The sequence below is a fragment of the bacterium SCSIO 12827 genome (assembly GCA_024397995.1).
GTDB lineage: Bacteria > Pseudomonadota > Alphaproteobacteria > Rhodospirillales > Casp-alpha2 > UBA1479.
On record CP073746.1, the window covers coordinates 392,181 to 416,560 of the forward strand.

Sequence of the window (24,380 nt, forward strand, 5' to 3'; positions counted from 1 at the left end):
GGCGGTGGATCACGCCGCCGGCGGCATCGACCCGGACCAGCACTGGTCGTTGAAGGGTTCCATATGGGCCGCCTTGTAGGCGGGGCGTGCCTTGATCGCCGCCCACCATTTGGCGGCATGAGGGCGCTTTTCCGCTGAGACCTCGATCGGCGCCAATTCCTCCGTGCGGATCACGTAGGGGGCGGCGGCGATATCGGCCAGGGAATAGGCATCGCCGGTGACGAAGCCGGTCTTGGCGATGCGCGCCTCGATGCGGTCCATCATGTCGCGCAGGATGTCCAGCGCCGCCTCCAGCTCTTCCGCCGTATAGGGATCGCGGGCCATGCGATACCACACGTGCTTGCGGTTGGCGGTCGGGATGGCGGCAAGGCGGCGTTCCAGCTCTTCGTCCGACCATTCGCGGGCCATGGGGTGGAAGTGGTGCATCCAGTTGTGTTTTTGGATCGCCGGCAGGCAGGTGTCGTCGATGTATTTCCCCCACAGCCGCATGTCGTGCAGCAGCATCGGGTCCGTCGGCCGCAACGGTGGCGTGGGATAGGTCTCGTCCAGATATTCGTTGATGAAGTTGCTTTCGACCAACGGATGACCGTCGACCATCAGCGCCGGCACGATGCCCGACGGATTGAGTTTCTTGTACCAGTCTGAATGGTGTTCAAATTTGTTCAGGTCGACGACTGTGGCGTCGAAGGTCAGGCCTTTTTCGTAAAGGCACATGCGCACCTTGCGCGACGCGGAAGAAGCCCAGGCATGATAAAGCACGAGGCTGGGCCCCGGCGAGGTCGTGGTGGTCATGGTGTTCTGCTGGTCCTTGTGGTTGGAAAGAAGGTCGGTTGGTCAGGCGGTCATGCCGGTGATGTAGTCGCGCATGGCTGCGGCGTCGGATTCGATTTCGTCCATGCGTTCCTTGACCACGTCGCCGATGGAAATCAGGCCGGTCATCTTGCCGTTTTCGGCCACGGGCAGGTGGCGGATGCGGCGCTGGGTCATCATGCTCATCAGCACGTTGATGCGGTCTTCCGGCTTGCAGGTGATGACGTTGGCGGTCATGGCCTCGGTCACCGGGCGGGTGAGGGCGCCGGGGCCTTCCGTGCCGATGACGCGCACGATGTCGCGTTCCGACAGGATGCCGTTGATGGTGCTGCCGTCGTCGGACACGACGATGGCGCCGATCCGGGCTTCGGCCAAGGTGCGCGCGGCCTCGCCGATGGTCGCCCCGGTGGGGATGGTGGTGACGGCGCTGCCCTTGCGTTCAAGGATATGTTTCACGTTCATGGATGCGTCTCCCGTCTGGTCGCCTGGCCTTCGGCCGTGGGCGGGTTTCATCCAGTATATCGCAAATTAGAAGGTTCAGATACGCGGGCGGTCGTGCAGGGGCCTCAGGTGAAATCGCGCTGGGTGATTGGGACATAGGCGGGCAATTCGCGGAATCGGCCGATCCAGGCCGTGACGTGGGGATAAGCGTCCAGGTCATAGCCACCCTCGGGTGCCACATGGGTATAACCGTAGAGCGCGATGTCGGCGATGGTCGGTTCATCCCCGACCAGCCAGGGCCCGGCCGCCAGGCCCTGTTCCAGGACACCCAATGCCGCATGGCCCTGGTCTAGTTTGGCCGGCAATTGCGCCTGCTGGATTTCGGTCAGCGGCGTGTCCTGTTCGGTCAACCAGTACCGGCGCACGGCGATGGTGGGTTCCAGTGTGTATTGTTCGAAGAACATCCACTGCAGGACCTTGGCGCGGGCCCAGGCATCATCGGGCAGGAACGGCGTGCCTTGGGCCAGAAAATTCAAGATCGCCCCTGATTCAGAAAGACAGCGGCCGTCTTCCAATTCCAGCACCGGAATGCGGCCGTTCGGATTGAGATTGGCCAGGAAATCGGGTGTGCGGGTTTCCCCCTTGGTGACGTCGTATTCGACCAGGGTGAAGGGGCGGCCGAGAAAGCGCAGCATCAGCCGACATTTGTAGCCATTGCCCGAAGGCAGAAAATCGTGGAGCGTGATCATGGTGAAAGCCTATCCGGGGCACCTGACCCGCGCAATTGAAGAAGTGTCATGCGTCGTTTGATCTTTCTCACATGTCTTGTTGCCGCCGTGACGACGGGCGATGTGCCGCGACCGGCCCGTGCGGGGGACCTGCCGGCGACGGCGACGACCCTCGACCTGCTGCGGGCCGCCGCCGCGGGCGATCAGGTGTTACTGGCTCAACTGTTGCTGGCGGGGGCCGATCCCAACGTGGTCGGCACGGACTGGCGGGGGGGCCTTCATCATGCGGTGCTGTTGGGGCGGCTTGATATGGCGACTGTGCTTGTCCGCGCGGGGGCGCGGGTCGACTGGCAGGACGCGGACAAGGTTACGCCCTTGATTCTGGCCGCCCATGGCAATTATCCCGAGATTGCCGAATATCTGATCCTGGCAGGTGCGGACCCCCTGATTGCGGACCGCTGGGGACGCAGGGCTCTGGACTACGCGTTGATGAGGGGTAAGAATGATCCCATCGCCCGGATGTTGCGCCGGGCGGAGATCAACCGGCCCACCCATAAAAACAAATAACGGGCCGTATCGGTTCAAGCATGGGAGGCCTCTAAATGAGCCGCGACTATCCTTTCCAAGTGCAATCGCTGACCGGGGCCATGGGCGCCCGGATTTCCGGCGTCAATCTGTCCGAAGACCTCGACGCTGAAACCTTTGCCGCCGTCACCGCCGCGCTGCATGAATATTTGGTGCTGGTGTTTCCTGGTCAGGATCTGACGCCTGCGGAACAAAGCCGATTTTCCCAGCGTTTCGGGCCGGCGGAACCGCATCCTTACGGGTCCCGGGCCGGCGTGAATAACGAGCATCCCGAGGTCATCGTGCTGGAAACCAAGCCGGGCCGCCGGGGCGCGCGCAACGATTTCTGGCATTCCGACATCTCGGCCTCCGAACAGCCGCCGGCGCTATCGCTGTTGCACGCGCGTATCGTGCCCGAAGGCCGGGGCGACACCATGTTCTGCAACATGTACCGGGCGCTGGAGACCCTGTCGCCGGCCATGCAGGAGATGTTGCGCGGGCTCGACGCCATGCATTCTCCGGACGCCATCCGGCGGCGTAATCTGGCCGAACCGGACACGGATTCACCGCAGATTCCGGCGAACCTAGCTTCGTACCGCCACCCGGTGGTGCGCACCCACCCGGGCACGGGGCGCGACGCGCTTTACGTCAACACCTTCTTCACCACGAACTTCGTGGACATGACGATGGAAGAAAGCCGGCCGTTGCTGGACTTCCTGATGGCCCATGCAACGCAGCCGGAAAATATCTATCGCCACCGCTGGCAGGAAGGCGATCTGGTGATGTGGGACAACCGCGCGACCATGCATTACGCCGTGCGTGATTACGACGAAAACATGCCCCGACGCATGCACCGCACGACGGCGGGCGGTGATCGGCCGTTCCTTAAGGATCGGGCGACGGCAGCCTGATCCACAGGTGGATTAGGAACCGGGAAAGTTAGGGTAGCGAGGCGGCGTCGAGCGGTCCGAAGACTTCTTCGAAGAAGGCTGTCAGATCGGCGTCCGGATTGACGTGTTCGAACTTGTACACGCCGACGCCGTTGGCAACCGTGATGCCGTCGTCAGAACATGGTAGGCGCAGGATCACGGCGCGGCCCCGGTATCCGGCAAGCGTCTCGAACTGTTTGACTTCGCAATGGGGGGCCAGTTCGTGCGTCAACCGGCCGCAGCCGCCCGGCGCACTCAGGCCGATGGCCTTGGGCGGCACTTCGATGGGAGAGCGGCCGGTGTAATCCGCGCCGAACGCCTGGGTCAGCCCAGGCCCCCAGAAGCGATAGACCGAGGCAAGCGGTTCCGGCGTTATATCGGTGATATTCATGAAGCGGACGGTTTCCGGGGCCGGCGCGGCCATGTCGAACTCAGACAGCGCCGGCGCCGCTCTGTCGCCGCGCAGGCGTTGCCAATAATCCAGAACCTCACGATGGAAGGTCGGAAGATTATTTCCCGCCTCAAGAAACGTCGATTTGATGCGGACGGAGTTACCCACGGATGTGTTCACCAAAGTTGCCTTGTCAGAATGGAACTTCTGTCAATTCAGACGCAATCATTGTGCCAGTTCCGCCGGTCCGGATACACCAGACCTAAGATATAGAACGGGAATTTCCCGGTATAGATGAATGAAGTAATATTGGGTGAAGAAGCAAAGAAAGAGCCCGACCATTCCAGAAACCCGCCCTGGCGTTCATGGTCGTGCCCGGGATCGTTCAGCGACTCCGGTATTTTTTAGGCCATTGGCGGGTTGCGGCGGCGGGGCGGCGCGGGCAAGCTATCGACTACCGAACCGCACCAGTGTGTCATTTTGACGCGTCAGCAGCGGTTTCATGTGACTCGAGGATCAGTTGATGACAAGCACCGAAACGAAGAAGACCGTCGCCGCCATCTCGTTTCATGACAACAAGAACCTGTCCATCGATATCGAGGACGTTGTCGGCATCGACATCGGCACGCCGCAGGAACTGACACCCGGCGTGTGGTTCGTTGATCTGATCATCCGTTCCACCGTCGGCAACGTGTCATTGCAGTTGACGTCGGACAGCCTGGATAAACTGCAGGGAATCCAGTCGAGCGACCGCTAGGCCGACGGCCCGGGTTAGGCCGGCACCAGGGGCGTGCGCTTGACACCGTTCATGTTCATGCCCTCGATGCGGATCAGGCGGGTTTCGCTTTGCCGCTCCGGGCAGTGCACGTCGCCGACCTGATACACGCGGGCATCGCCAGGGACCATCTTATAGCTTTCACGCTCCTTGACCTTACCGGGCTTGTCGCCCTGGGGCGGTTCGACGATGTCGTATTCCGTCATCTTGGTCTCGCCGAAGGCCTGGCCGTAGATCGCCCAGGACGGGCCGTGATCGTGCGGGTTGCCGGTTTTGGCGCCTTTGTAAACATGGGTCAGGATGCAAAATCCCAGGTCCGGATCTTCATATACGATCTTGCGCTCACCCTCGGCGTTTTCGCCCAGATGAGCTTCGACGAATGCCGGGTCCTTCAGCGCCTTTTCCACGAGCTTGCGGCTTTCCTCAAGCTGAGCGGGGCTCTGCCCCTGGGTCAGAACCTGTTTCAGATCCTTAGCGAAGGCATCGAGTGAGTAGGTCATGGTGTCGAATCTCTCTGTTCGTCGGTGGGCGGTAGTTTATAAATCTATCACATCCCAAAAAATGATCTGCATCAAGATCTGCATCAAGGAGACATTCCATGAGCCTGCAATCCCATGTTCCCGCATCTAAGGTCGCCATCGTCACCGGCGCCGGCACCGGCGTTGGCCGGGCGGCTGCCCTGGCGCTGCTCGCCGACGACTACTCGGTGACCCTGGCCGGCCGCCGCGCCGACATGCTGGAGGAAACAAAGGCCCTTGCGGGTGATGCCGGCAGCCGAGCCCTGGTTCAGCCCACGGACGTGACCGACCCCGACGCGATACATGCCATGTTCAAGGTCACCACGGACGCTCACGGCCGGGTTGACGTAATCTTCAATAACGCGGGTGCCAACGCGCCTGGAATTTTGCTCGAGGATTTGAAGGTCGAGGACTGGAAGCGCGTCATCGACGTCAATCTGACCGGCGTGTTCCTGTGCATTCAGGAAGCCTTCCGCGTGATGAAGGCGCAATCCCCCATGGGCGGGCGGATCATCAACAACGGTTCGATCTCGGCCCACGCGCCGAGGCCCGATTCCATCCCCTATACGGCGACCAAGCACGCCGTCACGGGCCTGACCAAGACGGCGGCCCTGGACGGGCGCAAGTACGACATCGCGGTCAGCCAGGTCGACATCGGCAATGCCGTTTCGCCGATGACCGAACGCATGGCGCAGGGCCACGGCGTGAAACAGTCCGACGGCACCTTGAAGGTGGAACCGCGCATGCCGGCGGAACACGTCGGCGAGGCCGTCGTCATGATGGCCAACCTGCCCATGGATACGAATATTCAGTTCCTCACCATCCAGGCGACCAAGATGCCCTGGATCGGGCGGGGATAGGCGGCTCTTAGTAGACCACCACGCCGCAGGCGGCGCGCGCACCGCCGCCGCCGAGCGGCGCGGGGGTGTCCGAATATGTATCACCGCCGGCGTGGATCATGATCGAACGGCCGGCCAGGTCCGAGATTTTCAAGCGTGCGGCGTAGCTTTCGCGGGTCGCCGTGCCGTCGGCCGCGACATAGAGCACGGGCAGATCGCCAAGATGCCCGTCGCCGTCGGGGCCCAGGTGCTTGCCCGTGTTGGCCGGATCGTAATGGCCGCCGGCTGCCAAGCCAGGCACGTGCTTGCCGTCCTTTTCCTTGTGATCGCAACTGGGGTGTTCATGGACATGGAAGCCGTGCTGACCTTCGCTCAAGCCCGACAGGTTGGGCTGAATGAGCAAACCACGGGCCGTATCCTGGAACACCACCGTGCCGAGGATAGGGCCGACGCCCGCGGCGGCGGTTTGGTGCATGGTCACGGTGACGGAAGCCGCATGGGCGCTGCCGGCAATAACAAGCGCTGCCAATGCGGTTGCGATGAAGGTTTTCATGGATGTCTCCCAAAGATCGATGGTCCGGTCTGATCGCCGGACGATGCACATGATATGCGCCCGGTTCGGACCTTTTGCAATGGGAACCGGTGGGATCCACCGGAAAGCCGTGTTCAGGGCTCAAACGCGTCGAAGGCGGTCTTGAAATCCGAATGCCAGCGGGTCAGGGGCGGGCGGTTTTCAGTGATGTCCTGGGCTGCCCAGAGGATGCGCTTGGCGTCCATCTCCGGCGTCACCTCGCCGTCGGGGCAGAGGATGTAGAAATCACCGCGTTCCAGGGCCGCCAGCATGAAATCAACCACTTGGTCCGGCCACCAGGCGCCAGGGCGATGGTCGCGGCCGCCCGTCGTGGTCATGCCGGGGATCAGCAGATGGGCGGTGGCGGCGGTGTTCTCGCCGTTGCGTAATTCGTGCTGCAGCAGTTCCGTGTAGGCCTTCACGGCAGCCTTGGCGACGTTGTAATGGGGGCGGCCGGGCGGATTGGTGATGCCCTGTTTTGAGCCCACGTTGATGATCATCGCCGGCTCCCCTGCCGCGATCATCGCGGGGGCGAAGGCCTGACAGCCGTTGATGACACCGAACAAGCCGACGTCGATGGTCCGGCGCCAGTTGTCCAACTCGTCCAGGCAACCGCCCGTGTGCCGGGCGACCGCGTTGTTCATCACCAGCGCGACGCTGCCGAAGGTATCCTGTACCCGCTCCTTCAAGGCCGCCACGGCGTCAGGGTCGGCGACATCCACGGCCATGGACATCACGCGCCCGGCCTGGGCGGCGGCACGGACCTCTTCATGGGCGCGGTCGAGGGCGGATTCGTCCATGTCGGCCAGGCAGACATGCATGCCGAAGGCGGCAAAGCGTTTGGCGGCAGCGAGGCCGATGCCGCTGGCGGCCCCCGTGACGACGGCGCTGCGCCCGGGGACGAGGATGGATTCAAGGGCGGACATGGAGGCTGCTTCGCTCATCATGGGTCTCCTCGGTGGAAAAGGCATACGGCCTTCCTTATATCACTTGCGTCCTGGGGCCTGCTCCGGCATTTTGCGCCGCAACATGTTCATCCCTCCCGATAAACCGCCCCCCGATCCCATGTCAAAAATCCAAAACCCGTCCCTGCCCAAGGAAAAAATCAAGGTCCTTCTGCTCGAAGGTATCTCGCCCACGGCCTCGGCCATCTTCAAGGACGCGGGTTATTCCAACGGCGAACGTTTGAAGACGGCCCTGGACGGTGACGCGCTCAAGGAAAAATTGAAGGATGTGCGCATCCTGGGCATCCGCTCGCGCACCCAACTGACCAAGGAGGTCATCGACGCGGCACCGTCGCTGATGGCCGTCGGCTGTTTTTCCGTCGGCACCAATCAGATCGATCTGGACGCCGCGCGGAACAACGGGATTCCCGTGTTCAACGCGCCGTTTTCCAATACCCGGTCCGTGGCTGAGCTGACCATCGCCGAGATCGTCATGCTGTTCCGTCGCACCTTTCCGCGGTCGCAGGCCGCCCATGCCGGCGGATGGGACAAGTCCGCCGCCGGGTCGCGCGAAGTGCGGGGCAAGACGCTGGGCATCATCGGCTACGGTAATATCGGTAGTCAGCTTGCGGTGATTGCCGAGTCCATGGGGCTCCGCGTCATCTATCATGACCGCACGGACAAGCTGCGCCACGGCAACGTCATGCCGTCTCGTGACCTGAACGACCTGTTGAAGCAGTCGGATGTGGTCACCCTGCATGTCCCGGAAACGTCGGATACCAAGGACATGATCGGCGAAGCGGAAATCCGCGCCATGAAGAAAGGTGCCTTCCTGATCAACAATTCACGGGGCACCGTGGTCGATATTCCGGCCTTGGCCGCGGCCTTGAGGGACGGCCATCTGGGCGGTGCCGCCGTCGACGTGTTCCCGAAGGAGCCGTCGTCAAATTCGGATCCCTTCGTGTCACCCCTGCAGGGCCTGGACAACGTGATCCTGACGCCCCATGTCGGCGGGTCCACGGAAGAAGCCCAGGAACGCATCGGCGAAGAGGTCGCGCGTAAGTTGGTCGAATATTCCGACGTCGGCTCGACTGAAGGTTCGGTCAATTTTCCCCAGGCCCAGCTGTCGCCGCGTCAGGGCGGAACCCGCTTTATCCAGGTTCAGCGCAACCTGCCGGGCGAACTGCAACGCTTAAACGAGGTGTTTGCCCGCAACAATGTCAACATTGCCGCCCAGACCTATCAGACCGACGGTGAAATCGGTTATGTCGTCCTGGAGGCCGAGGGCACCGTCGCCGACGCCGATGCGATCCTGGCGGAAATTCGCGAACTTTCCGGAACCATCCGCGCGCGCTTGCTGAACAGGGTCGCCTGATTCGCCTGCGGACCGCCGCCGCACACGAAGATGTCACTCGCGGGGAAATCGCGATCTGTGTAGAATTTCGGCAATTCTAACCTCATAGATTGCAGGGAGTTCTCGCCATGAAAACCCTTACCCGCCGCCACTTTGCGGCCCTTTCCGTTCTGTCTGTCTTGGCTTCGGCCACCCTTGCGGCGCCGTCCCCGGCGGCGGCCGAACCTGTCGTCGGCAGCCCGGCCCCGATCTTCACCGGGGTGGATACCAAGGGCCAAACGGTCAATCTCGCCGATTACCGGGGCAAGACCGTGATCCTGGAATGGACCAACCACGACTGTCCTTTCGTGGTGAAGCATTATTCATCCGGCAACATGCAGATGACGCAGAAGAAAGCCACTCAGGACGGCATCGTCTGGTTGTCGGTGATTTCCTCGGCCCCCGGGGAGCAGGGCAACGTCAGCGGCCCGCAGGCCGATGCCCTGACCCAATCGCGCAACGCGGTCCCGTCTTCGGTGCTGCTCGACCCGTCGGGCGAGATCGGGCGCCTGTATGGTGCCCGCACCACGCCGCATATGTTCATCATCGATGCCAAGGGGCTGCTCACCTATCATGGCGCCATCGACAGCATCAAGTCGGCGGATGTCACCGACATTCCCAAGGCGCAGAACTATGTACTGAACGCGCTTGCCCAGATGAAGGCCGGCCAGCCGGTCAATCCGCAAGGTACCCGGCCTTACGGCTGCAGCGTCAAGTACGGCTCATAACTGCGGCGATCAGCGCCGTAACGCGCCCGGCCAGGGCAAATCTTGGCCGGGCGTCATGACGCCCGATTGCCCCAAACCCCCAGTCCGGGTTCGTCAAATCGGCCAAGGCATGCCCTGACGGGTCTGCCGGCGCCGCGCGTATAGGTATTACCCCACCCCATACTTTTGGGTCACCGCCCTCGTCTCCCGGTCAGCAGAAATCGCGGACCGGTCGAGGTACTGTCTTGGTGATCACAAATGGGAAACATCCTCGCATCCAGGCGCTGCAAGGATAACGCGCAAAAAAAGGAAGCCGAAATGGCAAGAATTCTCGTCGTCGACGATGACACCGATCACCGGGCTTTCGTCGTGCAACTGCTTGAGCGGTTGGGCCATGCCGTGATCGCTGCAGAAAACGGTCATCGCTGTTTGAGCATCCTGCACGATCAGGATGTTGACGCCATTATCACCGACATCTTCATGCCGGGTGCCGATGGGATCGAGCTGGTGACCGAGTTGAAGAAGCTGGGTTCCCAGATTCCGGTGCTCGGCATGACGGGTGGATACAAAGGCGTAATCCGCCCTTACGAAAACCTGTTCGCGGTTTTGGCCAACGCCAAGGTTCTGCACAAACCGTTCGGCACCAGAGACCTGGAAGTCGCCCTGGATGAGGTGCTGCGCGATGCCGCGTAAATTTGCGGGCAACGACGCCCAACGTATCAATAAGATCTGCGGTCAGGAATCGACGTTGGATCGGCTGCGCGCCGCGGTTGACGCCTTGGATCAGAAAAATCAGGCGTTGCAGGCCGACGTCGGGGGCTTCCAGGCTGAACTTGATGATCTGCGGGACGGTATCGAGGAACTCGCCGGATCGGTGGACGATTATCGATTCAAGGTGTCGGATGTGGAAGCGCGGGCCCTGCGTCATGCCGCCCGGCGATTGCGTGAGATCAGTGACTATTGGCATGAGGGCGATGCCCATGCCCCCGACAAGGCATCGGCGGACCCTTCCCAGGACGTCGCCTGATCCCGTTGGATGCTGCGGGCGGGGCAGACAAAAACAATTAAGGGGAATGTCCCGTGAACGCCAGTAACCACATTCATCCGGAGCAAGCCGGCCATTCCGGCATCTTGTTCACCGTCAACCGCGACGGATGCTTTCTGATGACCGATGCAATGCTGGAACAATTGCCTTTCGCCGGCGTCTCGGGGAACCAGTTGATGCGTCTCCACGATCTGCTAGGCATGGAGACAGAGCCGGTAATTTCATCCCTGCTGCAGGATACCCTGACGGGCTGTGAAGAGGGGGTGACGCGCCGCATCGTGATACGTGACCGCGAAGGCCGCCTGTTGACCATTGGGTTGTGTCGCATGATGGGGATCGCCCCGGGCCGGATGGTCTGCACCCTGGACGAATGCTCGTTTCCAGGCTTGGCGCCGGTGAATGTTTCGCGGCCTGTGCCGGCCGTTGATGGCGTCTCGTCGCGGGCAGACGCCTTCCGGCAGGCCACAGGTCTGGCCGGCGACGGCGTCGCGATCATGCTCGTCGGTCTGAATAGGCCCCGCAATATCGAGGGGCCAGTGGCCGGGCACATATGGTCGCGTTTGACGGAAAAGGCCGCCAAGCGCCTTCAGGCCGTGATCGGCCCGCGCGGTCTTGTCGCCCGCTATTCGGAAAACGTCTTCGTCGTGATCAATACCCAAAGCGCGGAATCAATACTTCCCGTCATGACGGCCAACACCCTTGTCAGCAGTTTTGATCATTCCTTCGAAATGGATGGCATGGATTTTTATGTCGGGGTCAACGTGGGCACCGCTGACGTTGGAACGGAGGCAGTTAATATCGGGCATTGTTTCCGATGCGCCGAACTGGCTCTGGATGACGCCCGCAGGTCGGGTGTCCCCGTGCGTGAATGCACGGTGCAGATGGTCGAAGCGGCCAGCACCAAGCTGAAATTGGAACGTGATCTTCGCGATGCCTTTGAGTACGACGGGTTCAGACTCGATCTTCAGCCCAAGATCGACATGGTCGGCGGGCGGTGCCGCGGGTTTGAGGCACTGATCCGTTGGCGACATCCGGAACGCGGACTTCTCCCGCCCGCACAATTCATCCCCATGGCCGAGGAGTGCGGCCTGATCGTGCCGCTCACGGATTGGGTTTTGCACGAGGTCTGCCGGCTGCTCAAGGCTGAGCGCGATGCCGGGCGGTCCCCCCTGCCGATTTCGATCAACGTGCCCCCCAGCCAATTGATGTATCGGGAATTGAAGGATTTCATCAAGGTCATAAATGCCTATGACATCCCGCCGTCGCTGATTGAGTTCGAATTGACGGACGCCATGTCCGTCGGTGAACATAGCCGCGGCATCGCCATGATGTCCGGTTTGCGCGCGGCCGGCGTGAAAGTTTCGGTCGGGGATTTCGGTGCCGGATACGCGTCCCTGTCGCGTCTGGTACGCCTGCCGGTGAGCATTCTCAAGATCGACCGGTCCTTTGTCGACGAACTGCCGTCCGATCCCGAGGCCTGCGAAGTCGTCACCGCGATTGTGCGCGCGGCCAATGCCCTTGATCTGAAGGTTGTCGCCGCAGGCGTGGAGAACGATGCCCAGGCCCGATTTCTCACGGACCTCGGGGTGACGACCGCGCAAGGGTTCCTGTTCAGCCGTCCGTTGACGCCGGAAAAGGCCTTCCGGCTTGCCGAGGCGCGCGTCGGATGAAAAGATCGAAGCAAGTTCATTTCCCTGGAACGCGTTGGGCAGCGTGATCCGGGGGCACGGGAGCCTTTCCGGGAGGGGCTGAATGCCGCGGTCGCCATCGGACGAATCGACAAGCACACGCCAAGCCAACGGGTTTGGCGGTGACCACGCAGGCGCAGACGCGCGTGTTCTTGACTTCGCCCGCGTCAGTGCCGACTGGTTCTGGGAAACGGACGTTGATGGCCGGTTCACCTTCATTTCCGATCAAGTGACCTCTCTGGTCGGCGTGCGGCCTGAAGACTGTATTGGAAAGTCGCGCGAGGAACTGCATGGGGGGATTCCCCAGGACGCGACCTGGGCGGCCTATCGTAAGGTCATCCACGCGCATGAGCCCTTTCGCGACATCACCTTCATCATGGCTGACCCCGATGGGATGACATTCCCCATCTCAATAAGCGGTATGCCGGTGTTTGACGGTGGAAAATTCGTGGGGTACCGCGGCACAGGTCGCCGGGCCTCTCAGGGCGAGGTAATCGAAAAGCTGGTCCGCAACATCGTCCGTGCAACGTCCAGAGCCGTCGGTCGGGATTTTCTCGAACAGATCACCCAGGCCTTATGGCAGGAATTGAACGTTGATCGGATATTCATCACCCGCCTGGCCGATGACGGCAAGACGGCGGAAAGCGTGGTCGCGATCATCGATGGCGAATGGGCTGATAACGTCAGCTATCCCATCGCCGGCGGCCCCTGTGAGATGGTCACGCGCTCGACGTCGCTTTGCGTCTATCCACGGGGTGTCGCGGATAGGTTTCCCGATGATCATTACCTGAAGGACGAAGGTATTGAGGGCTACATCGGCGTGCCGCTTTTCGGCAACAACGGCCAATGCCTCGGTCTGATGGTGGCGATGTCCGGCCAACCGATGATTTTGGAGGATATGCACAAACTGGTCTTCGAATTCTTTGCGGGCCGGGTTGCCGCGGAACTGGATCGCTCACTGGCCGAAGAAGAACTGCGCCGCCGGGATGTTTTGTTATCGGCGATCGTTGACCATATTCCCCACGGCCTGACCGTGAAAGACCCTAGCGGACGGTACATGCTGGTCAACAAGGAGTTCACGCGCCGCTACGGTGTCGACGACGATGAAATCCTTGGCCGGTCGAACGAGGAGCGTTTCCCTGCATGGGAAGCTTCCTGGGCGGCGTCACGGGCCCAGGAAAAGGACGTCACGGCAAGCAATCAGATCACCGTCCGTGAGCAGGACCGCGAATTCGTCGATGGTTCGCACCATCGCCTGGAGATTGTCAAATTTCCCATTTCCGACGATGACGGACAGGTGATCGGTGTTGGTGCGCTTGGCGTCGATATCACCGAACGCGACGCGTGGGAGCGGGATGCCCGTGATCGTGAACGAATTCTGAAAGGATATCACAAGGCCCTCGACCGCATCGTCGCCAGCGACGAAATGGCTTCACCCGATGCCGGGGACGCCTTCACCTTGCTGACCCGGGTTGCGGCCGAAACCTTGGGCGTGGAAAGGGTCAGTGTGTGGCACGCCCACCCGGATATGAGTCACATCGAATGTCTGGACCTGTATCAGGCCACACCGGCAACCCATGTCAGTGGGATGGTCCTGAAACGTGAAAATTTCCCGCAGTACTTCAAGGCCTTGCAGCAGGTTGAGGTGATCGACGCCCATGATGCCCAGTCGGATCCTCGTACCGCCGAATTTGCCGGGGGATACCTGGACAAGCATGGCATTGCTTCCATGCTTGATGCGGCGATCCATGTCGGCGACGAACTCAAGGGCGTGTTGTGCCTGGAACATGTCGGTGAACAGAGAGAATGGTCGCTTGAGGAACAGTCTCTGGCCCGCTCTCTTGCCGCCCTGACATCGCTTATCCTGGCCCGCCAGGAACAGCAGGAGGCCGAGCGCGCGCGGCAATCCATCGAACACCGGTTCAGCAGTGTCGTCAACGCGCTGCCCAGTTCCCTGTCACTCAAGGACAAGAATCAACGCTACGTATTCGTCAACAAGATCTATGAGCAGAACTACGGCGTGCGTGCCGAAAATGTTATCGGCAAGCGGATCGAAGACCTGGATCTGAATACGCCGGAAATCCTGGCCTCGATCGTTGCCCAGGATATGGCTGTTCTTGAACAGGGACGGTCATTTTCCGGCGAGGCGACCCGCATCGGCCGCGACGGCGTCGAGCGGTCGGCGTTGGTTTCTAAGTTCCCTGTCTATGACAAGGACGGTGACGTTGAACTGATCGCCACCTTGTGGACTGATATCTCCGAGCAGATGGCAGTTCAAAAAACCCTGGAGGATGCCCGGGCACGCCTGCGCGCGATCACCGACAACGTGCCGATCATGCTCTCCTTGAAAGGGCTGGACGGCTATTACCTGGAAGGTAATGCGGGCTTTGCCCGATGGCATGGCCTCGGCGTGCGCGAGATTGCGGGTTTGCGGTCGACTGATCTTGTCAATGCCGGCCGGGCCAAGATCGTCGAGGCGTTGGATCAGCGCGTGATCGAAACCGGCGAGGTCGTTGTCGAGGAATCGGTATCCGAGCTTCAGCGCCGGCCTGATGGCAAACAGACAATTTTCCGCATGATCAAGTTTCCGGTCTACGACGCCGCAGGCAACATCATGGCCGTGGGCACGGCGATGACGGATATCACCGAACAGAAGCTGGCGCAGCGTGCGTTGGAGGAAACCCAGGCGCGGCTCGTGGCGATTACCGACAATGTACCGATCATGTTGTCGCTTAAGGACAAGAACGGCACCTATCAGCATTGCAACCTCAAATTCGCGGAATGGCATGGGTGCAAGCTTGAGCAGATCATCGGCAAGGCGTCGCGGGATCTGCTGCCGCCAGAACAGGCCTCGATCGTCGAGAAAGTCGATCAGGAGGTCATTAAGACGGGCGAAGTTCAAGTGTTCGAAACCGACACCGTCTTCGGTCACACGAAGGACGGAATGCGAATTGCCTTGCGGCAGTTCAAGTTCCCGATCCGCGACAGCGCCGGCGCGATCACCGGCATCGGCACGGCGATTCTCGACATCACCGATGAACGCCGGGCGGAAAAGGCACTACAGGCCCATCTTGAAAAGCTTGAAGACATGGTCGCCGACCGCACCGTGGAGCTGACCCAGGAAATCGCGGAACGCCGGCGGGCCGAAGCGAACTTGCGTGCGGTTTTGGAAAAAAGCCCCGTCGGGGTGGCTGTCGTCTCCGGTGTCCCCCGCCGCCGGTTGTTCGTCAATCAAAGCCTTCTCGACATGTTTGGCGCCGAAAGTGAGGAGGCCCTCAACGCGGTCCCAATGGCGGACACCTACGTGGATCCGCTGGATCTGGAACGGCTAAGTACAGAAGTCGACGAGAAGGGGGGCGTCCATGCGGCCGAAGTGCGCCGCCGGCGTCTGGACGGCAGGCAAGTTTGGTTGTTAATGCATGCGAGAACCGTCGAATTCGAGGGCGAAAAGGCAGCCTTGGTTTGGCATTACGACATTACGACCCGCAAAGAAGCCGAGGAGGCGCTGGCCCAGCAGGCGGAAACCCTTGAGCAGACGGTTGCCGAGCGGACCCGTGAATTGCAGACGAGCGAACAACTTCTTGGGTCGATTTTCGAACATCTTCCCGTGGCTGTCCTGATCAAGGATTCCGAGCTTCGCCTGGAAAGAACGAACCCGGTTTACAGTCAGTGGTATGGAATCGATTTTGAATCCAAGATCGGGAAGCAGGAAACGCTCATAAGCGGCGAGCAGGCGGATGAAGAAGACATCAGCCATCGTCGGGCGCAAGAGCGGGAGGTTCTGGAAACCGGCGAAATTCGTACACGCATAGCCGCGCACCGTTTTGCGGACGGGCGTGATCATTCGCTGAAAGTTACAAAGTTTCCGATCTTCGATGACCAGGGCAGGGTGTCCCGGGTCGGCTCCGTCAGCATTGACCTGACCCAGGAGATCGAAGCTCGTCAAGCGCTTGAACGGCACGAGCGCCTGCTGCGATCGCTGATCGACAACCTGCCGGTCAGCATCATCATGACCGACCGGAACGAGCGTTACAATTTGGTCAATCAGACTTTCTGCGATTGGTATGGCCTTGGCCAGGATGAAGTCATCGGCACGAGCATTCTAAAACTGGCCGAGCGTTTGAATGTCGATGGCACCGTCACCAGAGAACAAGAACTGATCGCGGGGACAACCGGTAAAGCCCTGTCTCGGGAGACCGAACGTCAGTTTGCCGATGGTTCGACTCATAACTTGTTGATCACCAAGTACCCGTTCCACGATGAAACCGGCAAGGTGAACGGCGTGGTGTCCGTCAGCGTCGATCTGACCGACCTGCGGAACCGGGAACGTCAGTTGTCGACCCTGGTTGAGAACGTTCCCGGGTTGGTGTTTCGCAGCGTCCGCAAGGCCGACGGCAGTATCCATGTCGCATTCCTCAGCGAAGGGGTTGAGGCGATTCTCGGCGAAGACGCGGCGACGGTCACGGCGCGTGTGAACGCTGGCGATCTTTCGATGTTCCATGTGGATTCCCGAGGCGAATACATCGCCGAATCGACGCGCTGCTTCAACGAAGGCAAACCCTTCGAGTTTACCTATCGGATGGTCAGGAAAGACGGTAGCCCGTGTTGGGTGCATGAACGCAGCCGGGCGATCCAGGCGCTGGACGATGGATGGCTGGTCGAGGGCTTGATTCTCGATGTGACGGAACAGAAGCTCGCCGATGACGCTCTGCGCCAGAACCAGGCCTGGCTTCGGGCGTTTACCGATAACCTTCCGATCTATTTGAACCTCAAGGATGTTGAAGGCAGGTACGTTTTCGTTAATCGCCTGTTCGCGGATATCCGGCGCGACAAAAGCATCAATTTCGTCGGCAGAACGCCGTATGAGGCCCTTTCGGACAAGGTGTCCGAGGATCTGCTTGAGGTGGACCGGGAGGTTTTGAGATCGGGAGAGGTCAAGGACTTTGAATCCCATGCCCGCAGCGAAGAGTTGAAGGGGCGGCTGCTGCGCTTCATTAAATTCCCGGTCCGCGACGACGAAGGGACGGTCATCGGTATCGGGACCGCGGCGATGGATATCACGGATCAGAAGATGGCGGAGAACGCCATCCGGGAAAGTGAAGCCAAGCTGCAGGCGATTACCCAGAACGCGCCCATGCTGCTCAATCTCAAGGACAAGGAAGGGCGGTATCAGTTCGTCAACGATGTCTATGCACAATGGGTACGCAAGCCCGTCGATGAAATCATCGGCAAAACGGTCTCGGAGATTTTCTCGAACAGATCCTTGGACGTCATCATCGAACAGGAAGCCAAGGTTTTGGCGACCGGTGAGCCTACCGAGTTCGAGGCCGCGGCGACGTCGGCGCAAGGCGACGGCGAGCGGATGATGCAATACATCAAATTCCCCGTGCGTGACGACAAGGGGGAGGTGTTCGGCATCGGCACGGCGATCATGGACGTTACCGACCGTAAGCGCGCCGACCTTGCCCTGAAGGAAAGCGAGGCCCGTTTCCGCGGCCTGTTCGAGAACGCACCCGCGGGGATCACCATCAAGACGACGACCGGGCGATACCTGGCCATGAACAGAACCTTTCTGGATTGGAAGGGGTGGGATCTGGTCGACGTCGTGGGCCGTCGCTCGGCCGACATGTTCGGCCCCGAAGTCGGCGCGCGTACCGACAAAGAAGATGCCAAGGTCATCGCCGAGCGCCAGCCCTTTATGAAAGAGGTCGTCATCAAGTGCGTCGACGGCCGTAATTTGATCACGACCAATATCAAGGCGCCGATGCTGACGCCGGATGGCTTGGTCACGGGCGTCTGTTCTTTCTATGTCGATGTATCCGAAATCCGTGAGATTGAGACACAACTGCAACAGGCTCAGAAGATGGAGGCCATCGGCCGTCTGGCGGGGGGGATCGCCCACGATTTCAACAACCTTCCGGGCGCGATGATGGGCTTCAACGAATTCCTGATCGAAGACCTTCCGGAAGGTTCGCCACAACATAATTTCGCCCAGCGTGTCGCCCGTGCCGGTGATCGGGCCAAGCAACTGGTTAGTCAAATTCTGGCGTTCTCACGGGCATCGCATGGCGAACAGAATGTTGTCGATCTGAACGCGATCGGCGAAGAGGCGACGACGCTCTTGTCCGGCACCCTGCCGGTAACGACCCGCGTGGTGTTTCATCCCTCTGATGCAGAAGTCACCGCGATGACGAATGCCGGCCAGATGTCTCAGGTTCTGATGAACCTGGGTGTCAACGCCAACGATGCTTTCTCGGGCGTTGACGGCGTCATCAATATTGGCGTGGAACGTATACCCTCGGGCTCGAAACTGCTGTCGGCCCACGAAGGTTCGGTCAAGACCTCGCCCGAGGATTTCATGGAAATCCGGAAGGTGGAGGACGGCGCCTGGCAGGTGGTGGCGGGGGTGATTGATGCCGACGCCGATCATGTCATGATATATGTGGAAGACACGGGGCCAGGCATCGCGGAGCCCGTGCTCCGGCGTCTTTTCGAACCGTTCTTTACCACCAAGGAGGCAGGGAAGGGCACGGGTCTCGGGCTTCCCGTGGTGCATGGCATCGTCACCGCCCACCACGGCGCGATACGTGTTCAAACGTGCCTGGGCAAGGGCACACGGTTCGAGGTCTTCCTGCCTTGCGCCGCACCCGGTTCCAACCGTGCAGCGGCGGACGAAGTTACCGAACGGGTCGCGGGCCAGGGCATGATTTTGATCGTCGACGACGAAAGCGAGGTCGCGGACATGGTCTCGATCGGCCTGGAACGGCTGGGCTATGAAGTCGGTGTCTGTTCCGGCGGCGATGAGGCGATCGAAGTGTTCGGTGATACACCCGAATTGTGGCGGGCCGTGATTTCCGATCAGATCATGCCCGACATGCGCGGCATGGAGTTGATCCGGCGGATCAAGGAAATCCGTCCTGACGTCCCCTGCATCCTGTGTACCGGATACAGCGATACGCTAACGGAAGAAACGGCGCGGTCCGGTGGGGCGGACGCCTTTTTTCAAAAACCGGTCTCCGCCTCGCGCCTGGGACAGGTGCTCGCTGATCTGTTGGGTGATTGAGCGACTGCGGCCTGCGCATACCAAAGCATGGTGTGTGCAATATCACGAGCATATCGACACATACTGAATTTTTGGCCCGATACCTCCTTTGGTTCACAGGACCGGTATTGGAATTGCGGCATGCTTCTTGCTTGTTCTGCACCTATCGGATGTGACCGCCTACGCAGGGCGGCATGGATTAAAACAAGAAATTAGGAATGCGTAATGTCGAAACACTCACAAATTGACGCAAGCGATGATGATATGGTTGCGGCCAAGACACTGTTCGGCAAATTTACGATCGCACAACGCGTCAGCGCCATCGTTGTTCTAGGCGTCACCGCCATGGCCGTGTTCGGCAGCATTCAGTTCTACGGGAAGTCGAAGATCACCCAGGCGGTTCAGTCCAACACTGATTACAACGCCCTGGCAATGGGCAGTCAGGAAATTCAGGCGCTATCCCTGCAGATGCGCCGCGGGGAAAAGGATTTCCTTTTGCGCCGCGATACGAAGTATGCAGACCTCTACAAGAGCAACGTCGCCAAGCTTAAATCCGTCCTGAACAAGGTGCGTCAGGAGCCCGTGGCGGCAGCCAAATCCGAAACCCTGGCCCGTTTGGATGGTGCAATTGATGCCCATGCAAGGCAATTCGCCATGGTTGTTTCCCAGACTCAGGAACTGGGTCTGGACGAGACGGTTGGTCTACAGGGCAAGCTGCGTACAGCCGTGCATGCGGTCGAGACGAAACTGAAGGAAGCAAATCTGGACGGTCTCACCGTGAAGATGCTGATGATGCGGCGTCACGAAAAGGATTTCATGCTACGCGGTGCTGAAAAATACATCAGCAGAGTGGCGAAACGGCAGGCAGAATTCCTTGAAATGCTGCCGGCAGCGCCGCTGTCCGATAGCGCTAAGGCGGAAATTACCGGGCTTCTCGACGTCTATGTGACCGCGTTCAATGCCTTCGCCAAATTGTCCGTTGAAAATAGTGCGGCGATCAAAGAGCTGAGCAACATCTACAAGATCGTGACTCCGACCGTCGAGGAACTGGTTACGTTCGGTGAACAGGGCGCCGCGAACGCCCTTGCCGAAATGGATGCAACACAGAGGTCCATGGGGATTTTGATGATGATCGGCGCCGCGGTGAGCTTCGTCGTCTTCGTTGCTGCGGGCGCGGTTGTCGCGATGAGCATCACCCGTCCCATGAAAGCGGTCACCAAGGCTACGGAAACCCTGGCTGAAGGTGATTGGACCGTCCAGGTTCCGGCCCTTGAAAATAAGGACGAGATTGGCGCCGTTGCGCGTGCTCTTCAGGTCTTCAAGGAAAACCTGATCAAGGCCAAGAATCTGGAAGAAGCGCAGCGTCAGGAGCAGGTGCGTCAGGTTGAGCGCGCAGAGAAGCTTGCGTCCTTGACGTCGACGTTCGATGCGACGGTGAACGAAGTGCTCGGTGTGGTGTCGTCGGCCTCGACGGAACTGCAGGCGACGGCGACCAGCATGCGCGGCACGGCGGAAACCACGACCCGTCAGTCGTCCTCCGTGGCGGCGGCCTGCGAACAGACGGCGGCCAACGTGCAGACCGTGGCGACGGCAACGGAAGAGTTGACCGCGTCGGTGCGTGAGATCACCCAGCAGATGGCGCGGTCCTCGCAAAAGGCCGGTCAGGCGGTGAGCGAGGCCGATCAGGTCCAGGGCAAGGTCGACGGCTTGGTCGAGGCGGCCCAGGCGATCGGTCAGGTGGTGGAACTGATCAACGAGATCGCCGAGAAGACCAACCTGCTGTCGCTCAACGCGACCATCGAGGCGGCGCGCGCCGGCGAAGCCGGCAAGGGCTTTGCGGTGGTGGCATCGGAGGTCAAGAACCTGGCGGCCCAGACCAAGCGGTCGACGGAAGAAGTGGCGGCCCATGTGGCCAAGATCCAGTCGACGACGGGCGAGGCGGCGAGTGCCATCAACGTGATCAAGGCAACCATCGCCGAGGTCAACGAGATGACGTCGGCCGTGGCCGCCGCGGTCGAGGAACAGGCCGCCGCGACCCAGGAGATCAGCCGCAACTGCGAACAGGCCGCGGCTGCGACGCAGGAGGTTTCAAGCTCGATCTCGACCGTGCAGGTCGCCGCCAACGATACCGACGGCTCTGCCACCGAGGTTCTGCGTGCGTCCGACGAACTGGCGCAGAAATCCTCCTCCCTGCAGCAGATCGTGCAGGCCTTCCTGCATGACGTACGCGCCGCCTAAGGGGCGCGGGCCATAGACAGGATTTTCTTCCCTCCTCCGAACCTAGGCGGCGCTTCGGCGTTGGCATTTTTATCGGATGTATAACGCTAATTTCATCCGCTAACCCTATACCTAAGTATAGGAATAAATAATACCTACGGTCGATCTTTGGTATACCAATTGTCTGCTGGGTATTACTAATGCCCAGTATTTTATTATATTAAATAAATGTACTATTTTCTGGTTCCTTCGGAGGAGAAACTGGAAATGCGTACACGTCTTCATGTCTTGTGGATGGTTGTTTTTGCGATGTTTTATGGCGTCGCAACCAATGCTGTCGCCGACGACCAGGTCGTTCCCGATAAGCTGCTCGATCAGATTCGCTCGTGGACGGCCTCGCCCGTGGTTTTGCTGAGCCTTGAGGCAAGCAACAAGCGGCACAACGGACTTACGGAAGAAAGCATCCTGACGCTCGACAAGCAGTGGCGCGCCGAACGTAAGATCGATGATCAACCGCTGATCACCGCCGTCCTGGCCAGCCCGCTGTCGAGCTATCTGACGGCAATCCAGGCGGCATCCCTCGGTCTCTACACGGAAATTTTCGTGATGGACAACAAGGGCTTGAACGCCGGCCAGAGCGCCATCACCAGCGACTATTGGCAGGGTGATGAGGCCAAGTTTCAGAAGACCTTTCCCATGGGGCCGACGGCCGTTTTCATCGATAAACCCGAGATCGGCGACGCGACGGGCACCGAAAATGTGCAGGTCAATATGTCGATCACCAACGGTGTCGAAGCGGTCGGTACGGTGACGGTTGAGGTCAATTTGACTGAACTCCGGCGTCGTCAGACAGCCGGCAAGATATAGCGCTTGAGGACGGAATCATGAACGCGATCAATAACATTACGATTTCAAAGAAGCTGATTGCCGCCTTCCTGACCCTGGTAGTTATTATCGGCGCCCTGGCCGGGGTGACCACGGTCAATACGAACGCCGCCCAGAACAAGGTCGATGATATGGCGCATATCAATTCCATCGTCCTTGAATTGGAAGAGGTCCGCGCCCTTGTCGCGGCGCAGCAGTCAGCCATCCGTGGCCTGCTGATCAGCGGCAACCGCGATTACATCAAATCCTACACGGCGGCCAAGGCGACGTATCTGGAAAAGATCACAAAGCTTGAATCGCATCTGAGCGCGTCGGTGGCGAAGGAACATCTGATGGCGGCTGACGCCCGTGTCCGCAAATGGCAGGACACGATCGTCGACCGGCAGATCACCCTGATGCGCCAACGCTTCACCGTGGATGAGGCTCGTGTTCTCGAAGCCAACGGATATGGAGAACTGGAAATCGCGAAGGCGTTCGAAAGTTTCGATGCCTTGAAGACGCATTCGGTGGGGTTGATGAAAAACAACCGCGACAGCGTCTCCGGCGAATTCAAGATGACCCTGCTCAGCCTGTTTCTCGGCACGGCCATCGCCCTGGTGTTCGCGGTTTTGGCATGGCTGACCTTGTCGCGCGGCATCGCCCGACCGATCGACAGCATGGCGCGGTTCATGGAAGACATGGCCGAAGGCAATTACGATAAGGAAACCGAAGGTCAGACACGGAAGGACGAGGTCGGCAACATGGCGCGGTCGGTGGAATTCTTCCGCCAGCGCCTAATCGAGAACCGCGACCTGCAGGTGCAGCAACAGAAAGATCAGCAGGCGCAGCTCGAACGCGCGGAGAAGCTTGCGTCCTTGACGTCGACGTTCGATGCGACGGTGAGCGAAGTGCTCGGTGTGGTGTCGTCGGCCTCGACGGAACTGCAGGCGACGGCGACCAGCATGCGCGGCACGGCGGAAACCACGACCCGTCAGTCGTCCTCCGTGGCGGCGGCCTGCGAACAGACGGCGGCCAACGTGCAGACCGTGGCGACGGCAACGGAAGAGTTGACCGCGTCGGTGCGTGAGATCACCCAGCAGATGGCGCGGTCCTCGCAAAAGGCCGGTCAGGCGGTGAGCGAGGCCGATCAGGTCCAGGGCAAGGTCGACGGCTTGGTCGAGGCGGCCCAGGCGATCGGTCAGGTGGTGGAACTGATCAACGAGATCGCCGAGAAGACCAACCTGCTGTCGCTCAACGCGACCATCGAGGCGGCGCGCGCCGGCGAAGCCGGCAAGGGCTTTGCGGTGGTGGCATCGGAGGTCAAGAACCTGGCGGCCCAGACCAAGCGGTCGACGGAAGAAGTGGCGGCCCATGTGGCCAAGATCCAGTCGACGACGGGCGAGGCGGCGAGTGCCATCAACGTGATCAAGGCAACCATCGCCGAGGTCAACGAGATGACGTCGGCCGTGGCCGCCGCGGTCGAGGAACAGGCCGCCGCGACCCAGGAGATCAGCCGCAACTGCGAACAGGCCGCGGCTGCGACGCAGGAGGTTTCAAGCTCGATCTCGACCGTGCAGGTCGCCGCCAACGATACCGACGGCTCTGCCACCGAGGTTCTGCGTGCGTCCGACGAACTGGCGCAGAAATCCTCCTCCTGCAGCAGATCGTGCAGGCCTTCCTGCATGACGTACGCGCCGCCTAAGGGGCGCGGGCCACAGACAGAATTTTCCTCCCTCCCCCTGGAACCCGGCTGGCGTTACGGCGCTGACCGGGTTCCAATTTTTTTTACCATGTGTCATCTGACGGCGGAAAATGGGGTTTTTGCGGCCCGATTTCAAAAACTTGTTCGGTATCGACCTAAGTATGTGTTTAGGGCATACTAAAGTATGGACCGGGGGGGGTGCATCCGGCTGC

The 24,380-nt window shown here is 60.3% G+C and carries 20 protein-coding genes; 13 read left to right on the forward strand and 7 right to left on the reverse strand.

The genetic code is table 11. From position 1 onward, the window contains the following. Positions 1-9: 9 nt before the first annotated feature. The 3 genes from KFF05_01850 to KFF05_01860 all read right to left on the reverse strand — a co-directional run bounded on the left by KFF05_01850 (position 10) and on the right by KFF05_01860 (position 2,000). Entirely contained in the window at positions 10-792 is a 783-nt protein-coding gene (locus KFF05_01850) for a glutathione S-transferase family protein (GenBank protein UTW52152.1), read from the reverse strand. Between the two features lie 42 nt (positions 793-834). Beyond that, a complete protein-coding gene (locus KFF05_01855) occupies positions 835-1,272 on the reverse strand; it encodes a CBS domain-containing protein (GenBank protein ID UTW52153.1) in 438 nt (145 codons plus the stop codon). Positions 1,273-1,376: 104 nt separating this feature from the next. Then, entirely contained in the window at positions 1,377-2,000 is a 624-nt protein-coding gene (locus KFF05_01860; GenBank protein UTW52154.1) for a glutathione S-transferase family protein, read from the reverse strand. A gap of 48 nt (positions 2,001-2,048) precedes the next feature. Here KFF05_01860 and KFF05_01865 point away from each other — a divergent pair, with 48 nt between their 5' ends. Further along, entirely contained in the window at positions 2,049-2,546 is a 498-nt protein-coding gene (locus KFF05_01865; protein ID UTW52155.1) for an ankyrin repeat domain-containing protein, read from the forward strand. Positions 2,547-2,581: 35 nt separating this feature from the next. Beyond that, the gene (locus KFF05_01870) at positions 2,582-3,454 is read left to right on the forward strand and encodes a TauD/TfdA family dioxygenase (protein ID UTW52156.1); all 873 of its coding nucleotides are present in this window, start codon (positions 2,582-2,584) and stop codon (positions 3,452-3,454) included. A 28-nt stretch (positions 3,455-3,482) separates the two neighbouring features. Here the strand turns inward: KFF05_01870 and KFF05_01875 are convergent, their stop codons facing one another. Next, positions 3,483-4,043 carry a hypothetical protein gene (locus KFF05_01875; GenBank protein UTW52157.1) on the reverse strand — a complete coding sequence of 187 codons (561 nt, stop codon included), beginning with the start codon at positions 4,041-4,043 and terminating at the stop codon, positions 3,483-3,485. Between the two features lie 343 nt (positions 4,044-4,386). Here KFF05_01875 and KFF05_01880 point away from each other — a divergent pair, with 343 nt between their 5' ends. After that, entirely contained in the window at positions 4,387-4,620 is a 234-nt protein-coding gene (locus tag KFF05_01880; GenBank protein ID UTW52158.1) for a hypothetical protein, read from the forward strand. 14 nt (positions 4,621-4,634) lie between these two features. On the opposite strand, the gene KFF05_01885 is transcribed toward KFF05_01880, so the two are convergent. After that, positions 4,635-5,138 (reverse strand): hypothetical protein, encoded by a 504-nt coding sequence (locus KFF05_01885; GenBank protein ID UTW52159.1) that lies wholly within the window; start codon positions 5,136-5,138, stop codon positions 4,635-4,637. 98 nt (positions 5,139-5,236) lie between these two features. On the opposite strand from KFF05_01885, the gene KFF05_01890 reads away from it, so the two are divergent. Continuing rightward, positions 5,237-6,016: an SDR family oxidoreductase gene (locus tag KFF05_01890; GenBank protein UTW52160.1), complete on the forward strand. Its 780-nt coding sequence runs from the start codon at positions 5,237-5,239 to the stop codon at positions 6,014-6,016. A gap of 7 nt (positions 6,017-6,023) precedes the next feature. Here KFF05_01890 and KFF05_01895 read toward each other — a convergent pair whose 3' ends face one another. Further along, a complete protein-coding gene (locus KFF05_01895; GenBank protein ID UTW52161.1) occupies positions 6,024-6,548 on the reverse strand; it encodes a superoxide dismutase family protein in 525 nt (174 codons plus the stop codon). 113 nt (positions 6,549-6,661) lie between these two features. Next, positions 6,662-7,492 (reverse strand): SDR family NAD(P)-dependent oxidoreductase, encoded by an 831-nt coding sequence (locus KFF05_01900; protein UTW53541.1) that lies wholly within the window; start codon positions 7,490-7,492, stop codon positions 6,662-6,664. A 139-nt stretch (positions 7,493-7,631) separates the two neighbouring features. On the opposite strand from KFF05_01900, the gene serA reads away from it, so the two are divergent. From serA to KFF05_01945, 9 genes are all read left to right on the forward strand, one after another. Beyond that, positions 7,632-8,885 (forward strand): phosphoglycerate dehydrogenase, encoded by a 1,254-nt coding sequence (gene serA, locus KFF05_01905; GenBank protein UTW52162.1) that lies wholly within the window; start codon positions 7,632-7,634, stop codon positions 8,883-8,885. A gap of 107 nt (positions 8,886-8,992) precedes the next feature. Beyond that, positions 8,993-9,631, forward strand: a complete 639-nt coding sequence (locus KFF05_01910; GenBank protein UTW52163.1) for a thioredoxin family protein — start codon at positions 8,993-8,995, stop codon at positions 9,629-9,631. 297 nt (positions 9,632-9,928) lie between these two features. Further along, positions 9,929-10,303, forward strand: a complete 375-nt coding sequence (locus KFF05_01915; protein ID UTW52164.1) for a response regulator — start codon at positions 9,929-9,931, stop codon at positions 10,301-10,303. Beyond that, positions 10,293-10,637 (forward strand): hypothetical protein, encoded by a 345-nt coding sequence (locus KFF05_01920; GenBank protein UTW52165.1) that lies wholly within the window; start codon positions 10,293-10,295, stop codon positions 10,635-10,637. Before KFF05_01915 ends, KFF05_01920 begins: the two co-directional genes overlap by 11 nt. 53 nt (positions 10,638-10,690) lie before the next feature. Then, positions 10,691-12,325 (forward strand): EAL domain-containing protein, encoded by a 1,635-nt coding sequence (locus KFF05_01925; GenBank protein ID UTW52166.1) that lies wholly within the window; start codon positions 10,691-10,693, stop codon positions 12,323-12,325. Between the two features lie 82 nt (positions 12,326-12,407). Further along, positions 12,408-19,406 (forward strand): PAS domain-containing protein, encoded by a 6,999-nt coding sequence (locus KFF05_01930; GenBank protein UTW52167.1) that lies wholly within the window; start codon positions 12,408-12,410, stop codon positions 19,404-19,406. A gap of 204 nt (positions 19,407-19,610) precedes the next feature. Then, complete coding sequence (locus KFF05_01935) at positions 19,611-21,623, forward strand: HAMP domain-containing protein (protein UTW52168.1); 2,013 nt, start codon at positions 19,611-19,613, stop codon at positions 21,621-21,623. Between the two features lie 246 nt (positions 21,624-21,869). Beyond that, on the forward strand, positions 21,870-22,469 hold the full coding sequence (locus KFF05_01940; protein ID UTW52169.1) for a hypothetical protein: 600 nt from the start codon (positions 21,870-21,872) through the stop codon (positions 22,467-22,469). Positions 22,470-22,486: 17 nt separating this feature from the next. After that, entirely contained in the window at positions 22,487-24,349 is a 1,863-nt protein-coding gene (locus KFF05_01945) for a CHASE3 domain-containing protein (protein ID UTW52170.1), read from the forward strand. Positions 24,350-24,380 lie beyond the last annotated feature (31 nt).